Origin of the sequence: Paenibacillus sp. Root444D2 (assembly GCF_001426375.1) — a bacterium.
Taxonomy (GTDB): Bacteria; Bacillota; Bacilli; order Paenibacillales; family NBRC-103111; genus Paenibacillus_E.
This window is the reverse complement of record NZ_LMEO01000001.1, coordinates 13,211-35,950: the sequence shown is the minus strand read 5'-3', so window position 1 is coordinate 35,950 and position 22,740 is coordinate 13,211. Positions and strand designations below refer to the sequence as shown.

19 protein-coding genes and 2 pseudogenes are annotated in these 22,740 nt (G+C 44.7%); 17 read left to right on the top strand and 4 right to left on the bottom strand.

Annotation, left to right across the window (positions count from 1 at the left end):
• The first annotated feature begins 214 nt into the window (after positions 1-214).
• Genes ASD40_RS00160 through gabT form a run of 6 tightly spaced genes read left to right on the top strand, consistent with a single transcriptional unit; the run spans position 215 to position 5,946 of the window.
• Complete coding sequence (locus ASD40_RS00160; protein ID WP_057301344.1) at positions 215-478, top strand: YokU family protein; 264 nt, start codon at positions 215-217, stop codon at positions 476-478.
• Between the two features lie 34 nt (positions 479-512).
• Positions 513-1,865 carry an aspartate aminotransferase family protein gene (locus ASD40_RS00155; protein WP_057301343.1) on the top strand — a complete coding sequence of 451 codons (1,353 nt, stop codon included), beginning with the start codon at positions 513-515 and terminating at the stop codon, positions 1,863-1,865.
• Positions 1,862-2,605: a CoA transferase subunit A gene (locus ASD40_RS00150; protein ID WP_268795860.1), complete on the top strand. Its 744-nt coding sequence runs from the start codon at positions 1,862-1,864 to the stop codon at positions 2,603-2,605. The genes ASD40_RS00155 and ASD40_RS00150 overlap by 4 nt, the downstream gene beginning before the upstream one ends.
• Complete coding sequence (locus ASD40_RS00145) at positions 2,572-3,234, top strand: 3-oxoacid CoA-transferase subunit B (RefSeq protein WP_057301341.1); 663 nt, start codon at positions 2,572-2,574, stop codon at positions 3,232-3,234. The genes ASD40_RS00150 and ASD40_RS00145 overlap by 34 nt, the downstream gene beginning before the upstream one ends.
• Positions 3,235-3,293: 59 nt before the next feature.
• Positions 3,294-4,610, top strand: coding sequence for a peptidase (locus ASD40_RS00140; RefSeq protein WP_057301666.1), 1,317 nt, complete (start codon positions 3,294-3,296; stop codon positions 4,608-4,610).
• A complete protein-coding gene (gene gabT / locus ASD40_RS00135) occupies positions 4,576-5,946 on the top strand; it encodes a 4-aminobutyrate--2-oxoglutarate transaminase (RefSeq protein WP_057301340.1) in 1,371 nt (456 codons plus the stop codon). The genes ASD40_RS00140 and gabT overlap by 35 nt, the downstream gene beginning before the upstream one ends.
• A 485-nt stretch (positions 5,947-6,431) precedes the next feature.
• On the opposite strand, the gene ablA is transcribed toward gabT, so the two are convergent.
• Both ablA and ASD40_RS00125 read right to left on the bottom strand, forming a co-directional pair.
• Positions 6,432-7,829, bottom strand: a complete 1,398-nt coding sequence (ablA, locus tag ASD40_RS00130; RefSeq protein WP_057301339.1) for a lysine 2,3-aminomutase — start codon at positions 7,827-7,829, stop codon at positions 6,432-6,434.
• Positions 7,830-7,947: 118 nt separating this feature from the next.
• On the bottom strand, positions 7,948-9,396 hold the full coding sequence (locus ASD40_RS00125; protein WP_057301338.1) for a sigma-54 interaction domain-containing protein: 1,449 nt from the start codon (positions 9,394-9,396) through the stop codon (positions 7,948-7,950).
• Positions 9,397-9,628: 232 nt separating this feature from the next.
• Between ASD40_RS00125 and ASD40_RS00120 the strand changes: the two genes are divergently transcribed.
• From ASD40_RS00120 to rpmF, 4 genes are all read left to right on the top strand, one after another.
• A complete protein-coding gene (locus ASD40_RS00120; protein ID WP_057301665.1) occupies positions 9,629-10,609 on the top strand; it encodes an NAD(P)-dependent alcohol dehydrogenase in 981 nt (326 codons plus the stop codon).
• Between the two features lie 95 nt (positions 10,610-10,704).
• The gene (locus ASD40_RS00115; RefSeq protein ID WP_057301337.1) at positions 10,705-12,183 is read left to right on the top strand and encodes a protein adenylyltransferase SelO; all 1,479 of its coding nucleotides are present in this window, start codon (positions 10,705-10,707) and stop codon (positions 12,181-12,183) included.
• Between the two features lie 276 nt (positions 12,184-12,459).
• A complete protein-coding gene (locus tag ASD40_RS00110) occupies positions 12,460-14,226 on the top strand; it encodes a right-handed parallel beta-helix repeat-containing protein (protein ID WP_057301336.1) in 1,767 nt (588 codons plus the stop codon).
• A 129-nt stretch (positions 14,227-14,355) separates the two neighbouring features.
• On the top strand, positions 14,356-14,532 hold the full coding sequence (gene rpmF / locus ASD40_RS00105) for a 50S ribosomal protein L32 (RefSeq protein WP_029193705.1): 177 nt from the start codon (positions 14,356-14,358) through the stop codon (positions 14,530-14,532).
• A 224-nt stretch (positions 14,533-14,756) separates the two neighbouring features.
• Here the strand turns inward: rpmF and ASD40_RS00100 are convergent, their stop codons facing one another.
• Complete coding sequence (locus tag ASD40_RS00100) at positions 14,757-15,668, bottom strand: hypothetical protein (RefSeq protein ID WP_057301335.1); 912 nt, start codon at positions 15,666-15,668, stop codon at positions 14,757-14,759.
• A gap of 893 nt (positions 15,669-16,561) precedes the next feature.
• Between ASD40_RS00100 and ASD40_RS00095 the strand changes: the two genes are divergently transcribed.
• The 4 genes from ASD40_RS00095 (at position 16,562) to ASD40_RS00080 (ending at position 19,218) form a co-directional block, all read left to right on the top strand.
• Positions 16,562-17,812 (top strand): S1C family serine protease, encoded by a 1,251-nt coding sequence (locus ASD40_RS00095; protein ID WP_057301334.1) that lies wholly within the window; start codon positions 16,562-16,564, stop codon positions 17,810-17,812.
• Between the two features lie 150 nt (positions 17,813-17,962).
• Positions 17,963-18,541: a TetR/AcrR family transcriptional regulator gene (locus tag ASD40_RS00090; protein ID WP_057301333.1), complete on the top strand. Its 579-nt coding sequence runs from the start codon at positions 17,963-17,965 to the stop codon at positions 18,539-18,541.
• Positions 18,542-18,562: 21 nt separating this feature from the next.
• Positions 18,563-18,904: a DMT family transporter gene (locus tag ASD40_RS00085; protein ID WP_057301332.1), complete on the top strand. Its 342-nt coding sequence runs from the start codon at positions 18,563-18,565 to the stop codon at positions 18,902-18,904.
• Positions 18,904-19,218, top strand: a complete 315-nt coding sequence (locus tag ASD40_RS00080) for a DMT family transporter (protein ID WP_057301331.1) — start codon at positions 18,904-18,906, stop codon at positions 19,216-19,218. The genes ASD40_RS00085 and ASD40_RS00080 overlap by 1 nt, the downstream gene beginning before the upstream one ends.
• A 106-nt stretch (positions 19,219-19,324) precedes the next feature.
• On the opposite strand, the gene ASD40_RS00075 is transcribed toward ASD40_RS00080, so the two are convergent.
• Entirely contained in the window at positions 19,325-20,710 is a 1,386-nt protein-coding gene (locus ASD40_RS00075; RefSeq protein WP_057301330.1) for an MFS transporter, read from the bottom strand.
• Between the two features lie 113 nt (positions 20,711-20,823).
• Here ASD40_RS00075 and ASD40_RS00070 point away from each other — a divergent pair.
• The 3 genes and pseudogenes from ASD40_RS00070 to ASD40_RS38115 all read left to right on the top strand — a co-directional run.
• A pseudogene (locus tag ASD40_RS00070) lies at positions 20,824-21,012 on the top strand (LysR family transcriptional regulator); the annotation flags it as partial.
• Positions 21,013-21,122: 110 nt separating this feature from the next.
• A pseudogene (gene ytxJ / locus ASD40_RS00065) lies at positions 21,123-21,411 on the top strand (bacillithiol system redox-active protein YtxJ).
• A gap of 411 nt (positions 21,412-21,822) precedes the next feature.
• The gene (locus ASD40_RS38115; RefSeq protein WP_057301328.1) at positions 21,823-22,377 is read left to right on the top strand and encodes a hypothetical protein; all 555 of its coding nucleotides are present in this window, start codon (positions 21,823-21,825) and stop codon (positions 22,375-22,377) included.
• The last annotated feature ends 363 nt before the right edge of the window (positions 22,378-22,740 follow it).

The following is a 22,740-nucleotide window of genomic DNA, read 5'->3' as shown; positions in this document are numbered from 1 at the left end:
ATCATGGTTTGTGCTGAAAGCAGGCAATACCGTATGATTTCTAATTTTTTGCTGCCAAAAAAATAGCAACTGCAAAATGTTTGGCAGCTTTTCCCGCGAAAACTTACCCTGAAAGAAGTCTAGATGCCTATTTCGAAAAGTTGGCATTTATTTTGCATAGTAATCAGGTAGCGATAAGAATGTTCTAAACAACTATGAGGGAGGACTAACGCATATGAAGTGCATGTGGTGTGAAACGGAGGAAATCCGTGAAAGCGTGAAAGATTGCTACTGGGTCATGCCGGATGGGAGAGTGGCGATTCAGATTTTGGATGTCCCTGCTATCGAATGTTCCAACTGCGGTACTTACGTATTGGAGAGCACCGCGCAGCAAATCGAAGAGACACTTTATTGGCATGATGTATCTGCGCTTGGAACCACATTTCGCTATGAAGATCTGTTGAAGGCTCCGCGGGTTAAGAATATGTTTCTCAAATAAAACCATAACAATGGTTATCAATGGGGGGTGTCTTATGAAGCGGGAGCATTTAATCAAGCCGGTTTTGGATCACCATTATCCCACCATTCAATATGGAAAAGGCGTCTTTTTGTACGATGATCAAGGCAAAGCCTATTTAGACGCTTCCTCGGGGGCTGTGACAGCTGGAATCGGGCACGGGGTTCAAGAAATCATCGATGCGATGCTGGAGCAAGCAGGTAAGGTCTCTTTTGTCTACCGCTCTCAGTTTACAAGTGAACCAGCCGAAAAGCTGGCAAAGAAGCTCAGTGATTTGGCGCCAGGCAATGATTACTGGTCTTTCTTTGTGAACAGCGGATCCGAAGCAACAGAGACGGCGATGAAGATTGCTATTCAGCACTGGCAGGAGAAGGGGCGCCATGGAAAAAATAAAGTGATTTCACGACGAATGAGCTATCACGGTATAACGATGGGCGCTCTTTCGATGTCAGGCCATGTCCTCAGAAGAAGACGATTTATTCCGTTATTAGAGGACTATCCGGTTGTCGTGCCCCCTTATTGCTACCGCTGTCCTTTGAACAAGACCTTTCCGGACTGTAAGTTAGCGTGTGCGGAAGACTTGGAAACCGCTATAAAACGGATTGGTGCCGAACATATTGCTGCATTTATTGCAGAGCCGATCATTGGTGCTGCAGGAGGCGCTATTGTTCCGCCTGAAGGATATTACAAGAGGATCAAGGAGATCTGCGAACGAAATGAGATCTTATTCATCGCCGATGAGGTCATGACGGGGATTGCCCGTACAGGAGCTATGTTCGGCATGGAGCATTATGGCGTCGAACCGGATCTGATAGCTCTAGGAAAAGGCATGAGCGCCGGATATACGCCAATGGCGGCAACGCTTACCAAAGATCGCGTGATGGAACCCATTTTGCAGGGATCCAAAAGCATCATGTCGGGCCACACCTACAGCGCAAATCCGCAATCAGCGGCAGTTTCCCTAGCGGTTCTCGCCTATATCGAAAAGCATCAGTTAGTCAGGGCTGCAGAGGTCAAAGGCAGCTATTTGCTGGGCAAGATGCGACAAATGGCTGATCAGATCGAAATCATCGGCGATGTAAGAGGCAGAGGACTTCTTCTCGCTATTGAATTTGTTTCCGATCGGTCCGACAAGCTTCCGTTTCCATCGGGGCTAGGTATCACCTCTAGAATCGTCGAAAATGCCTTTCAAAAAGGTCTTCTCGTTTACCCTGCGGCCGGTGCGTTGGACGGGGGAGGAGATGCCATTATTGTGGCTCCTCCTTTTGTGATTACAGAAGAAGAAATCGACCAGCTCGTGCGGATTTTGGATGAATCCATTCGGGAAGTCATGGCTGAGCTTACCCGATCCGAATTGGAGGAGATATGATGGAGCCATATGCGAACGCACACGCGAACACAAATACGGTCATATCCGGTAAAGTAAGCACTTTGGAAGAGGCACTTCTAGCAATAACCGATGGCTGTACGTTAATGTATGGCGGATTCGGCGGCATTGGAACTCCTCCAACGTTGATCGAAGGTATTTTGCAAAAGGGGGTTAAAGACCTAACGATCATTGGGAATGATACCGGGTTTCCGCAGATCGGCATTGGCAGCTTAATCACAGCAGGCAGAGTAAAGAAGGTGATTGCCTCCCATATCGGCTCCAATCCTAATGCTGGCCTAATGATGGAGGAAGGTACCATGGAGGTGGTGTTTTACCCACAAGGAACGTTAGCGGAAAAAATTCGGGCAGGCGGCGTAGGTCTTGGAGGAATACTGGTGGATGTCGGCATCGGAACGATTATGGAGCAGGGAAAGGCGACCGTGTCCATCGATGAGAAAAAGTATCTGGTCGAGCCGGCTTTGACGGCAGACGTTGCCATTGTTCATGCGAAAAAAGCCGATCCATACGGGAATCTTGTCTATGATAAAAGCGGCAGAAATCTAAATCCATTGGTCGCCATGGCCGGGAAATTTACGATTGCGGAAGTCGATGAGATTGTACCGCTAGGCGAGCTAGACCCCGAAAGCATTATAACGCCGGGCATTTTCGTAGATATGGTGATATTGAGCAGAGGGGTGACTTGGGAATGGGTATGGGAAAAGAAACCCGCGTCCGAATAGCAAAGCGGGCTGCGGGGGAATTGAAGGACGGCATGGCCGTCAATCTAGGAATCGGCATCCCGACCCAGGTTGCGGATTACGTTCCTGAAGGCATTCACGTTGTTTTTCATGCGGAAAATGGGATTTTGGCCGCAGGAGGTGCCCCGCTTCCTGGGGAAGAAGACGCTTTTCTTTGCAACGCGGGAGGATACCCTGTCACAATTACCAACGGTGCTTCCTACTGTGATAGCAGCATTGCTTTTGCCATGATTCGCAGGGGATGTATAGATATCACGATACTTGGGGCGTTAGAGGTCAGTGAGCGCGGGGATTTGGCCAATTGGATCGTGCCGGGGAAGCGGGTGGCAGGAATCGGAGGGGCGATGGAGCTTGCGCAAAAAGCCAAGAAAGTCATTGTTCTTATGAACCATGTCAACCGGCAGGGAGAATCAAAAGTTAAAAAACAATGTGACTTACCGCTAACAGCGCAGGCCTGTGTCAAAATGATTATTACGGAAATGGCCGTGATGGAGGTCACGGATCGAGGATTGCTTTTAAAAGAAATCATGCTGCCTTATACGGTAGAGGACGTTGTAAATCACACCGAGGCTGCATTAATCATTCCGGAGAACATCTCGTACATTCCATAAATGTGTATTACAAACTCGTTTTCTTATGCCTATCTGAAGGAGGAATCCCTTTGCCCAATCTGAACGCTGAACTGCAAAAACAAATTCATGAGTGGATTAGGCTTCATCGTGAAGAAGGAACCTGTTTTCTGCAGAAGATGGTCAGAATCCCCAGCACGCAAGGTAATGAGAAAGAAGTCCAGGCCTTAATTACCGATAAATTTCGCGAGTTGGGATTAGACGTTGATGTCTGGGAGCCGGATGGAGAGACCCTGGAAACACATCCTTATTTTTGTTCTCCTAGAAACCGTTTTACAGGCAGTCCCAATGTAGTCGGTGTCATGAAAGGGACCGGAGGGGGACGTTCTATCCTGCTCAATGGTCATATCGATGTCGTTCCGGAAGGAAATCGGGATCAATGGCAAGATGATCCTTTCAGCGGCAATGTGGTGGACGGGAAGCTATACGGGCGCGGAGCAACGGATATGAAAGGCGGAAATCTCTCTCTCCTACTTGCTGTTGAGGCTGTTCAGAGTCTTGGCATTAAATTGAAAGGCGACGTCATTGTTCAAAGCGTTATTGAAGAGGAAAGCGGCGGGGTAGGGACTCTGGCTGCGATTGTAAAGGGATATCGAGCAGATGCGGCCCTTATTCCAGAGCCTACCAATTTGCGCATATTTCCTAAGCAGCAGGGCTCTATGTGGTTCCGTACCCACGTCAAAGGCCGTTCGGCGCATGGCGGAACCAGGTATGAAGGGGTTAGTGCCATTGAGAAAAGTATGATCGTGCTGCAGCATATCCGGGAGCTTGAGAAGCAAAGAAATGCTCGGATCTCGGATCCTTTGTACGCTCAAAACCCCATTCCTATCCCTATCAATATAGGTGTCATTCAAGGAGGAAATTGGCCTTCATCCGTACCGGACACCGTAAAATTAGAGGGAAGAATGGGCGTTGCCCCTGAGGAAAAGCTTGATGAGGCTAAGGAGGAAATGATTCGGTGGATGGAGGAGCTTAAGGGAAAAGACCCTTGGTTTGAAGAACATCCACCTGTAGTTGAATGGTTCGGCGCCCGGTGGGTACCAGGCAGCGTGGATCCAGGACATGATTTGATGAGGGTTCTGATGGAGCAGTATCGGGAGGTAAGGCAAGAAGAACCTACGATTGAAGCATCGCCATGGGGAACAGACGGCGGTTTGCTGACGCAACTTGGCGAGACGCCTTGTATTGTTTTCGGTCCAGGCATCACACAAGTGGCCCATTATCCTAATGAGCACATCTTGCTGGATCATGTGTTTGAAGCAGCGGAAATCATCGCATTGACCCTGATTCATTGGTGTGGTTTTACGGAATGGAGGCATAGTGATGGATCAGAACCCGAGACTGACGAAATACATTGATAGGAAGACGGCGATCCCGGGACCTCAGGCTCAGGCACTGCTGGAGCGGCGCATGGCAAGTATCCCGAGAGGTCCTTTCAATACGGTTCCTACCTTTGCGGCCAAAGGGAAGGGGGCGCTGCTGACGGATGTTGACGGGAATACCTTTATCGATTTTGCCGGTGCGATCGGCTCTTTAAATGTTGGTCATTGTCCGCCAAAAGTCGTGGAAGCGCTGAAGGCGCAGCTAGAACAATATCTGCATCCCTGCTTTCACGTCATGATGTATGAGCCTTACGTGGCATTGGCGGAGAAACTCAATGCGATAACCCCGGGAGACCATAAGAAGAAAACGTTCTTCTTGAACAGCGGTGCGGAGGCAGTTGAAAATGCGGTGAAAATTGCACGTAAATATACGGGGCGAAGAGCCGTGATTTCATTTGAGCGCGGCTTTCATGGCAGAACCTATATGGCGATGTCTTTGACTAGCAAGGTAAAGCCTTATAAGAACGGCTTCGGCCCTTTTGCGCCTGATACGTACAAAATGCCCTATCCTTACTACTATCGTGCTCCTTCCGGGATGTCTCAGGATGAGGTGGATGATCAAATTTTACAGAAATTTGAGGACTTTTTCCTGGCGGAAGTCCCGGGTGAAGAGGTCGCAGCTATCATGATGGAGCCGGTTCAAGGGGAAGGGGGCTTTGTCATACCATCCGTCCGGTTTGTGCAAGGTGTGAAAGCAATATGTGATAAATACGGTATTTTGCTAATTGCCGACGAAGTACAGACGGGGTTCGGACGGACCGGAAAAAACTTTGCCATGGAGCACTATGGAGTTGTGCCAGATTTAATGACCATGTCCAAATCGATCGCCGCTGGTCTTCCGATAAGTGCTGTGACCGGACGGGCGGAGGTCATGGATGCACCCGGTGTCGGTGAAATCGGGGGTACCTATGGAGGCAGCCCGCTTGGCTGTGTAGCTGCGTTAAAAGTAATTGAAATGTTAGAGGAGGATCGGCTAGCTGAACGGGCTGTCTCGATTGGGTCAGCAGTCAGCGAACGGTTCCTCCAGCTGCAGCAGGAAGTTGACTGCATTGGCGACGTGCGTACGTTGGGTGCGATGAGTGCGATTGAGCTGGTGAAGGATCCAGTGACGAAAGAACCGTATAAAGAGCTAACGACTCGGATATTACAGGAGGCTCATCAACACGGAGTCATCGTGATGGGTGCTGGCGTATACAGTAATGTTATTCGCATTCTAAGTCCGCTGGTCATTACGGATGAGCAGCTTTCTGAGGGCTTAGATGTTCTGGAGCGGGCTGTTAAGGCGTGTATCAGTAAGAATATTTCTGAATAAGCCTGAAGGCTTTAAGGAAAGCGGGACTGGGCGTGAAGGCGTTTAATACGTCATTCAGGAAATGACGGAGCTGAAATTGATTTGTTTTAAAAAGTTGTCGTCACATAGGAAAGACCCCACCCACGCAATGATGATTGGCGTGTGAGTGAGGTCTTTTTTTGCTTATCCAGTACCTGCGGATAGCCATCCGCAACAACGAGCCTTAGAATAAGCGAGTATTGGACTCGAAACGGTCCGTAGAAGCAACAAGGGGAACTACGATGCGTTAATTATCAAAATCAACGCCTTTTTGAGCGCAAAGGGAACTACGATACGTTATTTCGCCATTTTTGTCTTAAAACGTCAGATAAATCCGAAATAAGTGATTGACGTTCCGTTTGGCTAGCTTATTAGGGGTTTTTAAGCAAATTAACGCATCGTCGTTCCCTTTCGTAATGATAGGAGCCCAAACTCCCTGACGCTGCCCATGCGAATAAAAGTAAATCTTAATCTGTATTTGGAATATTCTCCGTATCCTCCTTAATCTCTTTCTGCTGTGCTTTCATCAATTTGTCCTTCATTTCATCCCGCTTTGGCCGACGATCCTTCAACGACGCGTGCTCCGGTGTATCCTGATAAATTTTCCTTCTGCCCATCCGACGCAAATTTTCTGGCACTAGGTTAAATTTTTCATCTTTCATGAGCGCAATAATTCCGGTGCTTTCTGGCTGCTTCTCGATGCTGTAGATTTCGTTGAAATATTCGTCTGCCCGGCCCGGTACATAGTTTTTAGGCTCTGGGTAACCGACGATGACACCCTCATAATTACGCAGAATGACTTTATCCTGGCTTTGCGAGATTAAATAATTGGGCTGAAGCGCGATTTTTCCTCCTCCTCCTGGAGCGTCGACGACGAAGGTTGGTACGGCATACCCGGAGGTATGGCCGCGAAGGGCTTCGATTATTTCCAAACCTTTGGAAACAGGTGCCCGGAAATGACCGATTCCTTCAGATAAATCGCATTGATAAATATAGTAAGGGCGTACACGAATTTTCACAAGATCATGCATGAGCTTCTTCATAATATAGGTGCTGTCGTTAATACCGGCCAATATCACTGACTGATTGCCTAAAGGTACTCCAGCATTTGCGAGCATTTCGCAGGACTTTTTCGCTTCGTCCGTCATTTCCAAAGGATGATTAAAATGGGTATTCAGCCATACCGGGTGATATTTTTTGATAATACTGCACAAATGCTCCGTAATCCGCTGCGGGAAAACGACCGGGGCTCTCGTGCCAATACGAATGATCTCAACATGGGGAATCGCCCGTAAATTTTTCAAAATATATTCCAAGATGTTGTCGTTAATTAACAGTCCATCGCCGCCAGAAAGCAGAACATCACGCACCTCTGGCGTATTTCGAATATAAGCAATCGCATCATCCAATTGTTTTTTGGGAACCCCCATGCCCACCTGGCCGGAGAAACGGCGGCGTGTGCAGTACCTGCAGTACATTGAACATTGATTCGTTACCAAAAATAGAACCCTATCAGGATAACGATGTGTTAAACCAGGGGTAGGGGAGTCTTCGTCCTCGTAAAGGGGATCCTCGAGATCATACTTTGTTTTCAATAATTCGGCGGAAATCGGAACAGATTGCATGCGAATCGGGCATCGCGGGTCATCTGGATTCATCAATGATGCGTAATAGGGGGTAATATTTAATGGAATGGTTTGCGTTGATATCCGAACGCCTTCTTCTTCCTCGGGAGTTAAATTCACTACTTTCTTCAGATCTTCCAGAGTACGAATGGTATGTGTCAGCTGCCAAAGCCAATCATTCCACTGCTCATCCGTTACATTTTTCCATAGCTCAACTTGCTTCCAGTCACGTCGTTCCATTATTGCACCTCCAGTAATGATGCCTTCTCATGAGTAGTAAGATGCAAAAAGCGTGCCAACATTTCCCCGCAAGCTGAAAAGCAAAAAAGACTCCTGTCGGAGTCTTCATCACTGATGTTTATGGCTTTTTCACGATGCCGTAGCGGCTCAGTTTATACTGTAAAGCTTGGCGCTTGATTCCTAGAGCTTGTGCGGTGAGAGTGATGTTATATTGATGGTTTTCCAATGCGTCCGTGATAGTTTCCTTTTCCATTTGCTTCACTTTATCGGTCAATCTACCGGCAGAGATTGTTGTCATTTGGTCACCCCACGGTGTAGATCGTAGAGAGAGAGAGGCTGTTTTTATAGGATTCCCTAAGAAATAAGCGGGAAGGTGATTCTCTTCAATGATTTCGCATTCCAGCTCCATCATATTGTAGGTGGATTCGATGGCATGGCTTAATTCCCGTATATTGCCTGGCCAATGGTAGTTCATTAAGCTATTCATTGCAGCTGGGGTAATGCCCGTTATTTTCATGCCAAATATGTGATTAAATGTATCAATAAAGTGATAGGTGAGGAGAGGAATATCTTCTTTTCTTTGCACAAGAGGAGGCAGGTATAGGTTCACGACATTTAGCCGGTAGAACAGATCGCTGCGCAGCAATCCTTTGTCTAACGCTTCCTTCGGATCTATATTCATGGCGGTAATGATGCGGACATCGACTTGCTGTTCCTGGGTTCCCCCGACTCGGCGAACAATCCCGTCTTGAAGCACCCGCAATAGTTTGGCCTGCAAAAATAAATCTAAGCTATTTAACTCATCCAGAAAAAGAGTTCCGCCGCTAGCTTGCTCAAATAATCCAGCACGGTCAATAGCGCCAGTAAACGCGCCTCGCGCAGTTCCAAACATTATACCTTCCATGAGCTCGTTGGGGACAGCCGCGCAATTTTGAGCAATAAATAGACGGTTACGGCGGGCACCGGCATTGTGAATGCTCTGGGCGAACAATTCTTTACCGGTGCCGGTAGGTCCGGATATCAAAACAGGCGAGCTAGTACGTGATGCCTTTTTGGCGAAGGAGACTGTATGTAAGAAGGCTTCACTTTTGCCGATTAAATCACTGAAATGGTATCGAGCAGAGCTGGCGTTTTTCTTATCTTTTGACGGTGATTCGTAGATTTGATGCCTGAGATCAAGGATTTGGTCGTGGAGATGAACAATGCTTGTAATATCCTTTGCCACTTCTAAGGCACCGATGATTTCGCCATTTTCCATTAAAGGATACGTACTGTTAATGGTTGTGATCCGTTTCCCTGTCACACTCACGTAGGTTTGTATTTTTTCTCGTATTTCGATACCTGTTTGTAGAACTTTAATGAAAGTGCTAGTTTCATTCGTTAAGGAAGGAAAAAGGTCGAAGAAGTTCTTTCCTACCACTTGTTCTCGCTTAAAACCATCGGTTTCAGCCATCTTATCATTATAAAAAATGGTTATTCCCTTGTTATCAATCAGATGAACACCGACATCAATAATATTCAACATTTTCTCAAAATACTTTGATCCATGATCGTTCTGCTCGAACATTATGTTCACCTGCCTCCGAAGAATGCTTCAATGGCTCAATTAACACCTTATGATATTTTGTCTGGAAAAATGACCCGTGGAATAATAAAAGGCGAAATCGGCTAAATAAGAGACAAGCTAATGTAAATTTATATTGACATGACGTATATTATAAAATACATTGTGTATATAATACTTTACATTATGTAAATGGTAACGTACAGTTCGAGGAGGAACATGAATGAATAACCGAATGAAAGCAATCGTATGCACCAAATACGGATCGCCGGATGTTCTTCAGCTTAGAGAGGTAGAAAAACCTACCCCCAAGGACAATGAGGTACGGATCAGAATATGTGCGGCAACAGTTGGGCCAGCGGACTGCGCCTTTCGAAAGGGAGACCCTTTTATTGTCAGACTTTTTTACGGTCTTAGTAAACCGAAAAACCCCATAATGGGGTTTGAGTTAGCCGGGGAAATTGAGGCAGTAGGTAAGGATGTGAAATTATTTAAAGAAGGTGACCAGGTTTTTGGTTTAAGTGCAAAGATTTCAGGTGCTCATGCCGAGTACAAATGTCTATCTGAAGACGCGCCGTTAGCAATCAAATCGTCCTCTATGTCTTATGAAGAAGCTGTTTCTGTCTGTGATGGGGCAACAACTGCATTGACTTTCCTTAGAGATAAAGCAAAGATTCAGAGAGGACAAAAAGTCTTGATCAATGGCGCTTCCGGATCGGTAGGTGTTCATGCGATTCAGCTTGCCAAGTTCTATGGGGCAGAAGTTACCGGGGTATGCAGTACCGCGAATGTAAGTTTGGTGAAGTCATTGGGAGCTGATAAGGTAATAGACTATACCAAAGAGGATTTCACACAAGCCAACCAGTCCTATGATGTTATTTTTGACGCGGTAGGCAAACGTTCATTTGCTCAGTGTAAAGCATCGCTAACTCAGAGAGGTGTCTATCTTTCTACGGTCCCTACGCTGTCCATTGTGCTGCAAATGTTATGGACTTCAACGATCGGCGGCAAAAAAGCAATTTTTACGACTGCAGGCTTAATGCAGACTAAAGAAAATCTAGTCTTCCTTAAAGAGCTGTATGAGGCGGGGAAGATCAGATCGGTCATCGATCAACGATATTCGTTGGAGCAGACTGCCGAGGCTCACCGCTATGTAGATAAAGGACACAAAAAGGGAAGTGTTGTCATCACTGTGGGACATAATAGTAAGAGTTAACGAAGCGTTGCAGTTGATTGCGGAGAACTGTGATAATATAAGTTTAACGTATTAGAAATACTAAAATACAAAAGACAAATGAAAAGGGAGCTATGATGACAGAGAAAAAAACAAGGATAGAAACAGGATGGAACTTCGACAACAGCTATGCTCGTCTACCGGAATCACTTTTTACCAGAATTCATCCAACTCCTGTTCGCTCACCGGAGATTATTATTCTTAATGATCAGTTGGCAAAATCATTGGGCTTAGCCGTCGAATCGCTGCAAAGCAATGATGGTGCAGCGGTGCTGGCTGGCAACCAGATTCCTGAAGGCGCTTTGCCTATTGCCCAAGCCTATGCTGGTCATCAATTCGGGCATTTCAACCGGCTAGGGGACGGCCGGGCTCATCTGCTTGGCGAACAGATCACTCCCGAAGGTATACGGGTTGATATTCAGCTGAAGGGTTCGGGTAGGACGCCTTACTCCCGCGGGGGCGATGGTCGGGCGGCACTTGGACCGATGCTGCGTGAATACATCATCAGTGAAGCCATGCACGCGCTTGGTATTCCTTCAACACGCAGCCTAGCTGTGGTAACAACCGGTGAGTCCATATTCCGTGAAACCGAGCAGCCCGGTGCGATTCTTACCCGCGTAGCTGCAAGTCATCTGCGTGTCGCAACTTTTCAGTTTGCTTCAAAATTTGGCGCTGCCCAGGATCTCCAAGCCCTGGCTGATTATACATTGCAAAGACATTTTCCAGAAGTTGAAGCTGCTGATGAGAGTCGCTACCTTTTGCTACTTCAGGAAGTGATCAAGCGTCAGGCTGTACTCATCTCCAAGTGGCAGCTCGTTGGTTTTATTCATGGGGTGATGAACACCGACAATATGGCGATTAGTGGGGAAACCATTGATTACGGTCCTTGCGCTTTCATGGATGCCTATGATCCGGCAACGGTATTCAGTTCTATTGATAAGCAGGGCCGCTATGCTTATGGTAACCAGCCCTATATTGCCGCATGGAATCTCGCCAGATTCGCTGAAACTCTACTACCGTTGATTCATGACGACGAGGAGCAAGCAGTCAAACTAGCCGAGGGAGCCATTGCAAGTTTTTCCGAGGTGTATCACCGCAATTGGTTCGCAGGTATGAGGGCAAAACTGGGAATCTTTAATGAAGAACAGCAGGATGAATCTCTTATTAAAGATCTGCTTACTATGATGCAGAAGTATAGTGCGGACTATACCAATACTTTCCGCGCATTAACTTTTGATAAGCCGGAAGAGTCTGCTCTGTTTGGTAACACTGAATTTACTCAATGGCATGAGCAGTGGCAGGAGAGACTAGGCAGGCAGCAGGAAACAAAAGACTCTTCACAGCAGTTGATGCGCAGCAGCAATCCTGCGATAATCCCCCGTAACCACCGGGTAGAAGAGGCATTGGAAGCCGCGGTAAAACAAGGAGACTACAGCGTGATGGAGCGACTTCTTAATGTTCTTTCAAGACCCTTCGCGCACTCCCCCGAACAGGCGGATTTCTCTACATTGCCTTTGCTATCAGACCATCCCTACCAAACCTTTTGCGGTACTTGATATAGAAGGAGTAAGCTTCGAAAAATAACCTGATTAACAGGTTATTTTTTTTGAATTTTAGTTTTCTTGGTAATTGAATCGTTAATGTCATTAATAAAAATGAATTAGGGGAGGAATTCGTTTTTTTGTTTACATAATATATATTATGAATTCTTATAAAGGTTCACTCAACAAATTGAATCAAAGTGAGAATATAAGATAATAGAAACACACCGTTAATTTATAACGTATAATTGAAGAAAATACATAACTTAACGCCGAAAGGTAGGTTTCCTGATGCCAACTATAGACCCAGACGCTGTTTCCGCGCCCACGGTTATCCGTGTTACAGATTATGGAGCAATACCCGATTCGGGTCAAGATGCTGTGATGGCAGTGAAAACAGCAATCGGCGCAGCTAAAGCAATGGATGGTCCTGTCGTACTTGAGTTTCCGAAAGGTCGGTATGATTTTTTTCCTGAACATGCAGCAAAATTAAAGTATTTCATTTCAAACACAACGACTGAGGACGAAAACCCTGATGTAACTAAAATCATTGGCTTGTTTTTCAAAGGAATCCGACATCTTATAGTGGATGGTCTTGGATCACTTTTCATATTTCACGGGAAGATGACGATGATCGCGTTGGATCAATGCGAGAATGTGACCCTACGCAATTTTCGTACTGATTTCGAACGTCCTACAATGTCCGAAATAACTGTTGAAGCAGTGGGAAGTCATTATCTGGATGTTCGAACGCATTCCGATTCTTGGTATGTGATTGAGGAGGGGAAGGTGTCTTGGATTGGTGAAGGTTGGAAGTATTCGGACGGACCTGCACAGGAATATGATCCCCTGACGAATACAACTTGGCGTGTTGCTAATCCGGTGTCAATGGCCAATAAGATAGAGCAGCTTAGCCCCTTGCAACTACGGCTCCATTTTGATCATACGCCTGTAACGAAAGTAGGACGAGTGTTTCAAATGCGAGATGGTATACGGGATCAGGTAGGCGTATTTATCAATCAGAGCTTGAACATCACAGGGACCCAACTTCATATACATTACATGCATGGTTTAGGCATAGTCGGGCAATTCAGCGAAAATCTTACGTTTGACGGCTTGAAATTAGCGCCGCGCCCTGAGACAGGACGTACTTGTGCCGCGTTTGCTGATTTTGTACATATGTCTAGTGTGAAAGGAAAAGTAACCATCATCAACAGCCATTTTGAGGGGGCTCATGATGATGCAATCAATGTACATGGAACACATTTGCAAATCATCGAGCAACCTTCTCCAAATCAAATTGTCGTACGATATATGCATGGACAAACCTATGGCTTTGATGGATTTTTTCCAGGAGATTCAATTGATTTTGTTCATGGACATTCGCTTACGGTATATGCCAATAATACGGTGAAAAATTCAGAAATGATTAGCTTGCGAGAGCTGTTACTGACGCTTGAGCAACCCATACCTGAGGGGATTGAAGCAGGTGATGTGGTAGAGAATATTTCATGGACAGCTGAAGTTGAAATTCGTAATAATCGTTTTTTTCGGATACCAACCCGGGGAATTCTTGTAACAACGCGAAAAAAGGTCGTCATTGCAGACAATCATATGAAAGGAATTCAAATGAGTGGGGTCTTGATAGCCGACGATGCGGAAAGTTGGTATGAATCCGGAATTGTAAACGATGTACTAATTCGTAATAATAACTTTATTGAGTGTGGCGTTCCTGTTATCAATATCACACCTGAAAATAAAGAAATGCTTGTGGAGAATCCCGTTCATAGACATATACGCATTGAAGAAAATGAGTTTTATAATCAGAGTCTTCCTCTTCTTTACGGTAAAAGCACGCAGGGACTACATTTTCTTAATAATCAAGTTTTTGGATCATATGTAGGATCAAATGTAGCTAATAGGTCGGATGATACCAATTTTGTCATTCATTTGGAGGCATGCAGTGATGTGATTGTCCAGGGCAATCATTTTTTGGGAGTAAATAAAAATAATGTTAGGTACATGAAACATGATTTATCTATTGTGCCATTGGATTGAAAGTCACTATATACATTCCAACTATATCTTTTTAAACTCGTTTAAATAGAATACTATATTGACAAAGTGTATCTATAAAGCTATGATATCTCTTGTTGTTTTATGAAATGAACAGGAGGTGTTTTGAATATGGCTGTTCCTCAAAGAAGAACGTCCAAAACACGTCGCGATAAGCGCCGTACTCACTTTAAACTGGCTGTGCCAGGAATGGTGAAGTGTGAACAATGTGCAGAATTAAAAATGGCACATCACGTTTGCAAAAACTGCGGTTCATATAAGGGTAGAGAGATCGTAAAAGCTCAATAATCATATGAATGGCATCTTAAATGACACTTCTAAGCAATTAGAGTGTCATTTTTGTTTTTTTGAGCTTGCTTCGAGGGGGATTTTATTAAAATTTTTATTTATGGGATCAAGTACTTGTCAATTGATGATGACAAGTACTTGATCCCATTCTCGATAGTGATAAGAACATTGTCCCATTTTCGACGGGAGAATATCCTGGGGAACTTACAATTAGTGATTTTGTATTAAGAAGGAGTATAAGATAGACTGGCGCTAAACGAGAGCTGGGTGATATCAGCTGCTGAAGCATCAGTCTCAGCAAGCGTCCTTACACGAATACCAATACGATCACCCGCTGCAACTACTAATGAGCCCCCAACATTTATATTCGTTGCGGTTCGGAATCCCGATGGGTTTCCAGGTGTAATGACCGTATTCGGAAATCCGAATCTAACCGAACTAGTCAGCGGAGTTGTCACGTAGGGTGAAGAACTATGATCAATCCCATTATTAGGAACTGATGGTGCGCGGAATACTGTAAAATCATATTGAAGACCAAGAGTATTTATAGAGACGACAGAAGCAACCAATAAGTCTACACTAATTTGTAAATCTTGAACGGTACCCGCAAACGGAATTGGGAAAGCAAAACCACCTGCTTCGGGTGGCATAGTTGATTCTCCGGTAGCGCCAATAACTTCAACCGTATGACTACCAAAACCCATTAAAATTGGAGCAGCTGATACTACAGTTGCACCACTTATGATGATCCCCGTTGAGAATGGAATTAATCCTCCTCCTGGTGGTCCTGCCGGTCCAGTAGCTCCAATTGGACCAGGTATACCTTGAGGTCCTGTTGCTCCTGCTGGCCCTGCTGGCCCTGCCAGTCCGGCTGCGCCAATTGCTCCTGCAATTCCTGCCAGTCCAGCAGGTCCAAGTGCTCCTGCCAGTCCAGCAGGTCCAGTTTCGCCAATCGCTCCTACAAGTCCTGCAAGACCAGCAGGTCCTAATGCTCCTGCAGTTCCAGTGGGCCCAGCTGCTGCTATTGCTCCTCCAAGTTCTTGAAGCAACTGCGGTCCTACTAGTCCTGGAGGTCCTTGCGGCCCTCTCGGTCCTTCTGGTCCTGGAGGTCCTGGAGGACAATTACATCTTCCCATAGTCTCATCTCCCTATTATCAAACGTAATTTATCATATTAAAAACATAAAAAAATAAACACACCAAATACCTATCAACTAAAATTTAGGCTAATAGAGTAATAAATTCGCTGATTTTCTACTCAACTATGTTCTTGTCCCATAGCAATTTGTCTATTCTGGCATTAGATAATAAAAGAGATCGAAGGCTAGGGAAGCTTGAGAGTAGAGAATCGTCCATTAAATAGGTATTATGGTAACTATAAGGAACAGTAGAATAAGAATTTTGGAGCTTTATCAACGTTATCACAACCTAAACCTGAAACTTTATGCCTTTACATCGGCAGATTTAATGTGGAAGGAACATCGAATTATTGGACTTAGCCTGAAGAAGGGGCATATGTAAACAAGGTTCGTTTCCTTTACCTCAAGTCGTCTATAACCGGTGTTTTTTACAAAAAATCAGTAACTATTCAACGCCTAGAGAAGGCGATTGGTAGAAACAAATGTTTCAATAATATCAATTTTTTTAATAAATGGGATCTCCATAACCTATTAAAGCAGTCAAATCTTAAACCCTATGTACCAGACACATATATATATAATGAAGTGAATATATCCGAACTATGAGAGAAATATAAACTTTTATATTTATAGTAGACCGTTGGAAGACGCTTATTTTCTCTCGTAATTTGAGAGAGAATAGACTCTTTCGTACTATTCAAGTAAAACCTCTTGTTTAACAATTCTCGTTAAAACAAGAGGTTTTTTTGCGTCAATCGACACCTTCAGTATACTTTCAGTTAACTTTCATGTGCCTATCAGCCAAACTTAAGTAACACTTCAGGTTAACGCCCTATACTTTTATCTATCAACACCAAACAAATAAACGGGCATATGAAAGGCGGTAATCGTATGAATGAAGATATGAAAAATATAATTAATTTAGATGAAGTAAAGGTTGAAAACAAAATGGGGAGCACCAAATTGAGATCCATGTTTGCAGCTTTTATGGCTGGCGCGGTCGTTGTCGGTGGGTTGATGTTCACGTCGGATAAGATGAATCTGTTTGGGTATGATGCCGGGCCCGTTCAATCAGCTGTCGCCGCTGCTTCAGCCAACTCGGCAGCTGCTGATGTCCAAACTGCATCGTTAACCCCTTCAGGGACGAACAGCATCTCATCCATTGCAAAAGCTACAAGTCCAGCCATTGTCAAAATCGAGACCAAAGTAAAACAGACGAATAATGGACAGAATAGAAGAAATACACTAGGGCAAGGTACTGAAAGCGGAGATACCATTGAAAATGGGATTGGATCAGGCTTCGTTTTCGACGCAAGTGGATATATTTTAACGAATGAACATGTTATTGATGGCGCAGACGAAATCGATGTCTACGTGCAAGGCTATGACACACCGTTTACGGCAAATCTTCTTGGAAGCAGCTATGATTTAGACTTGGCTGTGCTGAAAATTCAAGGGGATAAAGCCTTTCCAGCTTTGAATATTGGTAACTCCGACAACACGCAAGTAGGGGATTGGCTTGTTGCGATCGGTAACCCGTATGACTTCGATTACTCCGTAACAACGGGCGTTTTAAGCGCCAAAGAGCGCACGATCAGCATCGATGATGAGCAGGGCACTCGAAATTACAAACATTTGCTGCAAACGGACACAGCGATTAATCCTGGTAACTCCGGCGGCCCGCTTTTGAACTTGAATGGTGAAGTTATCGGTATCAATACAGCTGTAAATTCTGAAGCGCAAGGAATGGGCTTTGCAATTCCCGCAAGTACGATTAGTTCTGTTGTAGATAAATTGAAAAATAACGAAACGATTCCAAAAGAGCCAGCACCCTACATCGGTGTAGCTTTACAAAATATTTCGGAGGATATGCTGGAAGACTTAAAAATTAACAGCACAAAAGGTGCGATAATTGCAGAAGTGCAGCAAGGCACGCCAGCTTTTGTAGCGGGCATTCGTCAATACGATGTTATTTTGGATGTGAATGGCACAGCAATTTCAAGCACGGATGAATTTACAAAAGCGGTGCAGGCCGCGGCCGTTGGAGATAAATTGAAGTTAACAATCTCACGTAATGGTCAAACGATGGATGTTACTGTTGAAGTTGGGAATAGAAACGCAGCGACCAGCTATCAAAGTTAATATAAATTGTTTAAAAGATTGCTACTATCTTGCCATTCTGGCTTGGTGGTTGGCAATCTTTTTCATGTTTGGGCTGTCATTGAAGGTAGTTGCCCCAAGACGGAGAACGTGATAGAATGTTCCTGACGAACGTTCGGAAGGATGGATCAAATGACTGCAACTCGAATCAAAGAGGTAGCCCTCAAACAGTTTGCCAATAATGGATATGAAGGTGCATCGCTTGCAGATATTGCTACGGAAGTAGGCATCAAAAAACAATCCATTTATACACATTTCAAGGGGAAAGATGAACTTTTTCTTGATCTGTTTAACGCTGTGCTAGCGAAGGAATTGAATTTTGTTTTTGAGTATCTCGATCGACATAAGCAACTTTCGATTGATCAACTTCTTTATGGCTTTCTTATCCAATATAAAGATGGTTACGAACATGATGACAATACCAAATTTTTCTTAAGGGTTGCCTTTTTCCCGCCTTCCCATCTCTATGAGGAGATTGTCAAACAAGGTTATAACTATTTAGATACACTTGAAACGATGTTAATTCCTGTCTTCGATCAAGCGATAGCAGCAGGGAACATCCATTCTGATGTCAGCAGTGAAATGGCGACAGTTTCTTTCCTTGCTGTGCTGGATGGCATGTTTGTAGAGTTGTTATTTGGAGGAGCTGAAAAGTCGCTTAAAAGGATTGAAGCTTCATGGTTCGTATACTGGCGTGGCATCAAATCGTAAATCAACAGGAGGATTGTACACATGAATCGAAATTGGATTTATATATTTGTCGGCGCTTTTTTTGAAGTTATTTGGGTTACGGGCTTAAAACATTCGGATACAACGATGATGTGGGTAGGCACGATCATAGCAATGTATATTTCTTTTCATTTAGTTATTAACGCGTCTACCAAGCTTCCTGTGGGGACTGTGTATGCTGTCTTCACCGGAATGGGGACAGCCGGCACCGTATTGGTGGAAATGCTGCTATTCGGAGAGCCGTTCAGGATTCTTAAAGTATTCCTTATTTTGCTGCTTTTATCCGGCGTATTTGGGCTCAAATTTGTGACAAAAGAGCAAGAAAAGAAAGGAGCGACAGTCTAATGGCTTGGATTTTTCTCTTGTTTGCCGGCATGTTCGAGGTCGTAGGCGTCGTAGGCATGAACCAAATAAATAAAGCGAAAACCATCCGCTCCTTTAGTCTTTTCATCGTTGGCATTGTTATGAGTTTTATGCTTCTGAGCCTAGCGATGAAAAGCCTGCCGATGGGCACGTCTTATGCGGTTTGGACAGGAATCGGAACAGTTGGCGGCGCAATCGTCGGGATGCTGTACTATGGCGAGTCCAGTGATTGGAAGCGGATTATGTTCATCGCTATGGTGTTAAGCGCTGCGGTTGGTTTGAAATTAATTTCTTGATCGATTATCTATAATCAAAAGGTTGGCTGCAAAATTCAGGCCGCGCGGAATGGCGACGCGGTGAAGCTGTCCGCCGCTCAATTCGCTTCATTTTTGCTGAAACATGCTACGATTCTTGCAATTGCCCTGATTTCCGGCGCCGCCGACTCATGAATACCAAGGACAAAGCAATTACCGTAAGGATAATCCCAAGCACTCGAAACCCTTCAAAGCTGAAGTTACCTCCCATTACGATGCCTATCAACAATGAAGAGAGAATGGTTCCCAGGTATCTTGATGTATGAAATAATCCGGATGCTACACCGATTATTTCTTTTGGAGAACTGTTGAACAAGGCTGCTTGCATACCTACATTATTTAACCCGTTGCTAATACCGAAGGCAGCCAAAGCCAAACACACACTGATAACTGGTGAAGTTTGATTCAATGTCACGAGCCACACCGACCCAAGTGTCATCAGTATTGCGGACACGAGCAATGCCGGCCTGGGGCCTGATTTATCGATCCATCGGCCTGCTATGGGAGAAGTAACGAGCGAGCACAAGCCTAAGCTTAGCATGAGAATCCCTGTTTGGAACTCGCTGACATGACGTACCATTTGCAAGTAGGACGGAAGCCCGAAAAAGAGCGAGTAAAAAAGTACGTTTACAAGCATGAATTCGACATTAACCCAAGTCATCGCAGGATATTTGGCAAATGTACGCAAAGGAATAAAGGGTGATTTCGCTTTTAACTCATATCGTATGAAAGCCCCTAGTAGAGCGAGGCCTATCAGCCCGACAATAACATGACTTAATGAGATTTGCCCGGATGATTTTGCTGAGAGTAAGGAGGCGAGCAGGGCAACCAGACCCACTGTGAAGAGCAGGATCCCTGTCGCATCAATCAAATCAAACCATTTACGAAAGGACATGCCCCGTGCAACGGATGTTGATGGTTCGTCCTTAGGAATATTCCTCCAAGATAATAGAAAGCTTGCCACCACGAATGGAATATTGACGAAAAAGATAGCAGGCCAGCCCCACCAGTGAATCAAGACCCCTCCAATAAAGGGTCCAATGGCTGCCGCTCCGGATAGGAATATAGACAAAACAGACAGCGCAGTCGCTTGTTTCTCCGTAATATGAATTCGCACAATGGCCATTCCAACCCCAACCATCATGCTTGTTCCGATGGATTGCACAATGCGGAACACGATGAGCCAACCAAAGTTTGGCGATAGTGGAGCTAATAATGATGCAACGAAGGCTACAACAAGTCCGGTAAGAAATATCTTCCTGCGACCGAATAAATCACTGGCCTTCCCCATGACAGGTTGAGCGATAGCACTTGCAATGTAGAAAGAAAATATAATCCAGGAAACAACTGTAAAATCAAGTTGGAACACATTTTGCAGCCTTGGAATAGCAACTGAAACCATGGAAGAATTTAATGGGTTTAATAGTATCCCAAGGCCAACGGAAATCATCAACCACCTGCTGCGAGCATTCATTTTGGTCACCCCTCAAAGTGTATTGATGTCATCGTACTTGAAATCGGTTATTTATTCCAATGCATTTTATGTTATGACTTCATTGACTCGAGGGAATGAATGGAGTGTACAAAATGGAACTTCTACAACTGCAATATTTTCTCGCGGTGGCCCGTTTGGAACATGTGACCGAAGCTGCACGAAGCCTGCACGTTACACAATCGTCACTAAGCAAAACGATTCAACGCTTGGAGGAGGATTTAGGGGTTCATATCCTTCGAGAGTTTCGGAAAAAGCAGCCATATATCCAATTTCATGTGCAATACTGATTCTACTGCGGAACAAAACTAGCGTAACCAATACAAGTTAGAAGAGCCAATCCTTCGGCAAATGCTAAAGGATTTTTTATTTTGCTCGATAATGGGATTCTCTCATTTCGGCGGAACGCGGCCAAGTCATCCTGAAGCATAGTACGACCTGTCCGGTCAGCTATAACGCACTTAAGGAATATAACCACTATTTGAAGGACGCCCCGAACGTCGATGTTGATAACGTGCTTGTCAAAGTGATCGAATCGCGTCCGGTTTCGAACCAGATCGCGGAAGACCTTGGCGTGAAGCACGAATCGCCGCAAGTCATTTACGTAAAGGACAAAGCCAAATATTGGACCGCATCGCAATTGGTCGATCACGACCGAGCATATGACGGCAGTACTGAACTAATCATAGATTGGCAACGGCTCATAAGGAGCAAAATGGCGAATTACTATATACAGGGACACCTGTGCCAGTCTAAAACTTTATTTTCAGAGAACCTTTAAACCAAAGGGGTAGAAGTCTTAGGTAGCAATCGACTGCTGTATCAGAGAAGCCATGTACCCCTTGGCTTTTTTCTGACGTGTGGCGATGGCAAGAGCTGCTCATTCGAGAGGGCAATGTAAACAAATGTATACGACAAGTAATAACTAGTCTCTTTGCATCACGAGACAAGTTACTTAATGTAATAGGTACAGACACTGCTATTAGCTTATACTGTGATTTCGGAAAGGAGGAAGGTTCACCGTAATAAGTTGAAACGAACAACAAGTTAATGTGGTTTAATGAGTATTTATTCATGAAGGGAGCAAGGATAATATGAGGATAAAAAAGAAATGGGCAGCCATGACCGTCTTAGCGGCTATGTTATTGTCGGTGGTACCGGTAGCACAAGCGGAACAAGGACAGCCCGCACCAGTAATTCGGAATCTTGCGCTGGGTCTGGATTATAAGTGGTCGGAAGAGCCGGAAGCAAGCCATCCTGATGGCAGCAAGAAGCTGACGGATGGAAAACATGGCCTACTAAATATGTCAGATCCTGCATGGATAGGACATGTGAAGAAAATGACCCGCGAAGTTACTTTCGACCTGGGCGAGTCTAAATCGATTTCAAAAATCAATGCCCGGTTTTTGCAAGACTGGCCAACGAATGAGGCTCTTGTCCCGTTAACTGTCTCAATGTATGTCTCTGACGATAAAGTGAATTGGGGATGCAGCGGTTGGATCGACAATAAAGGGATAGAAACATGCTTACTTGACAAGCTGAATGCAGGAAATGTGAAAAGCTTCATTCATGAAGTGGAGGCACAATCCGGCAAGCATATATCGAATGAGGCAGCAAATGTACTGCTTCGCGATGCTCGGACACTGTAAAAAGCATATAACATGACTGAAAAGCAGGCCTACTTTTAACTAAGGGGTCTGCTTTTCAGACGAAGTTCAAGATGTTTTTCTAGGAGGAGAAAATGAAAAGGAATGGGAAATGGGGAATGGGGAAAGAGAGAGCATAATGGATATATGACAAAAGTGTGAAAGTGGATTGCTAAAAAAACAGTATATTGGATGGGGACAGTGTTCCTATGCAATTATATAATACTAATGAAAGAAGTTTTGTAAGAGTTTATATGGCCGAATGAACGTACTTGAAGGGAGTAATAAGAATGAATAATTCGAATAGAAACAACTACGAGCAAAAGATGGATGGTCTTCTCCCATTAACAGTAATTTTGTTCTTAT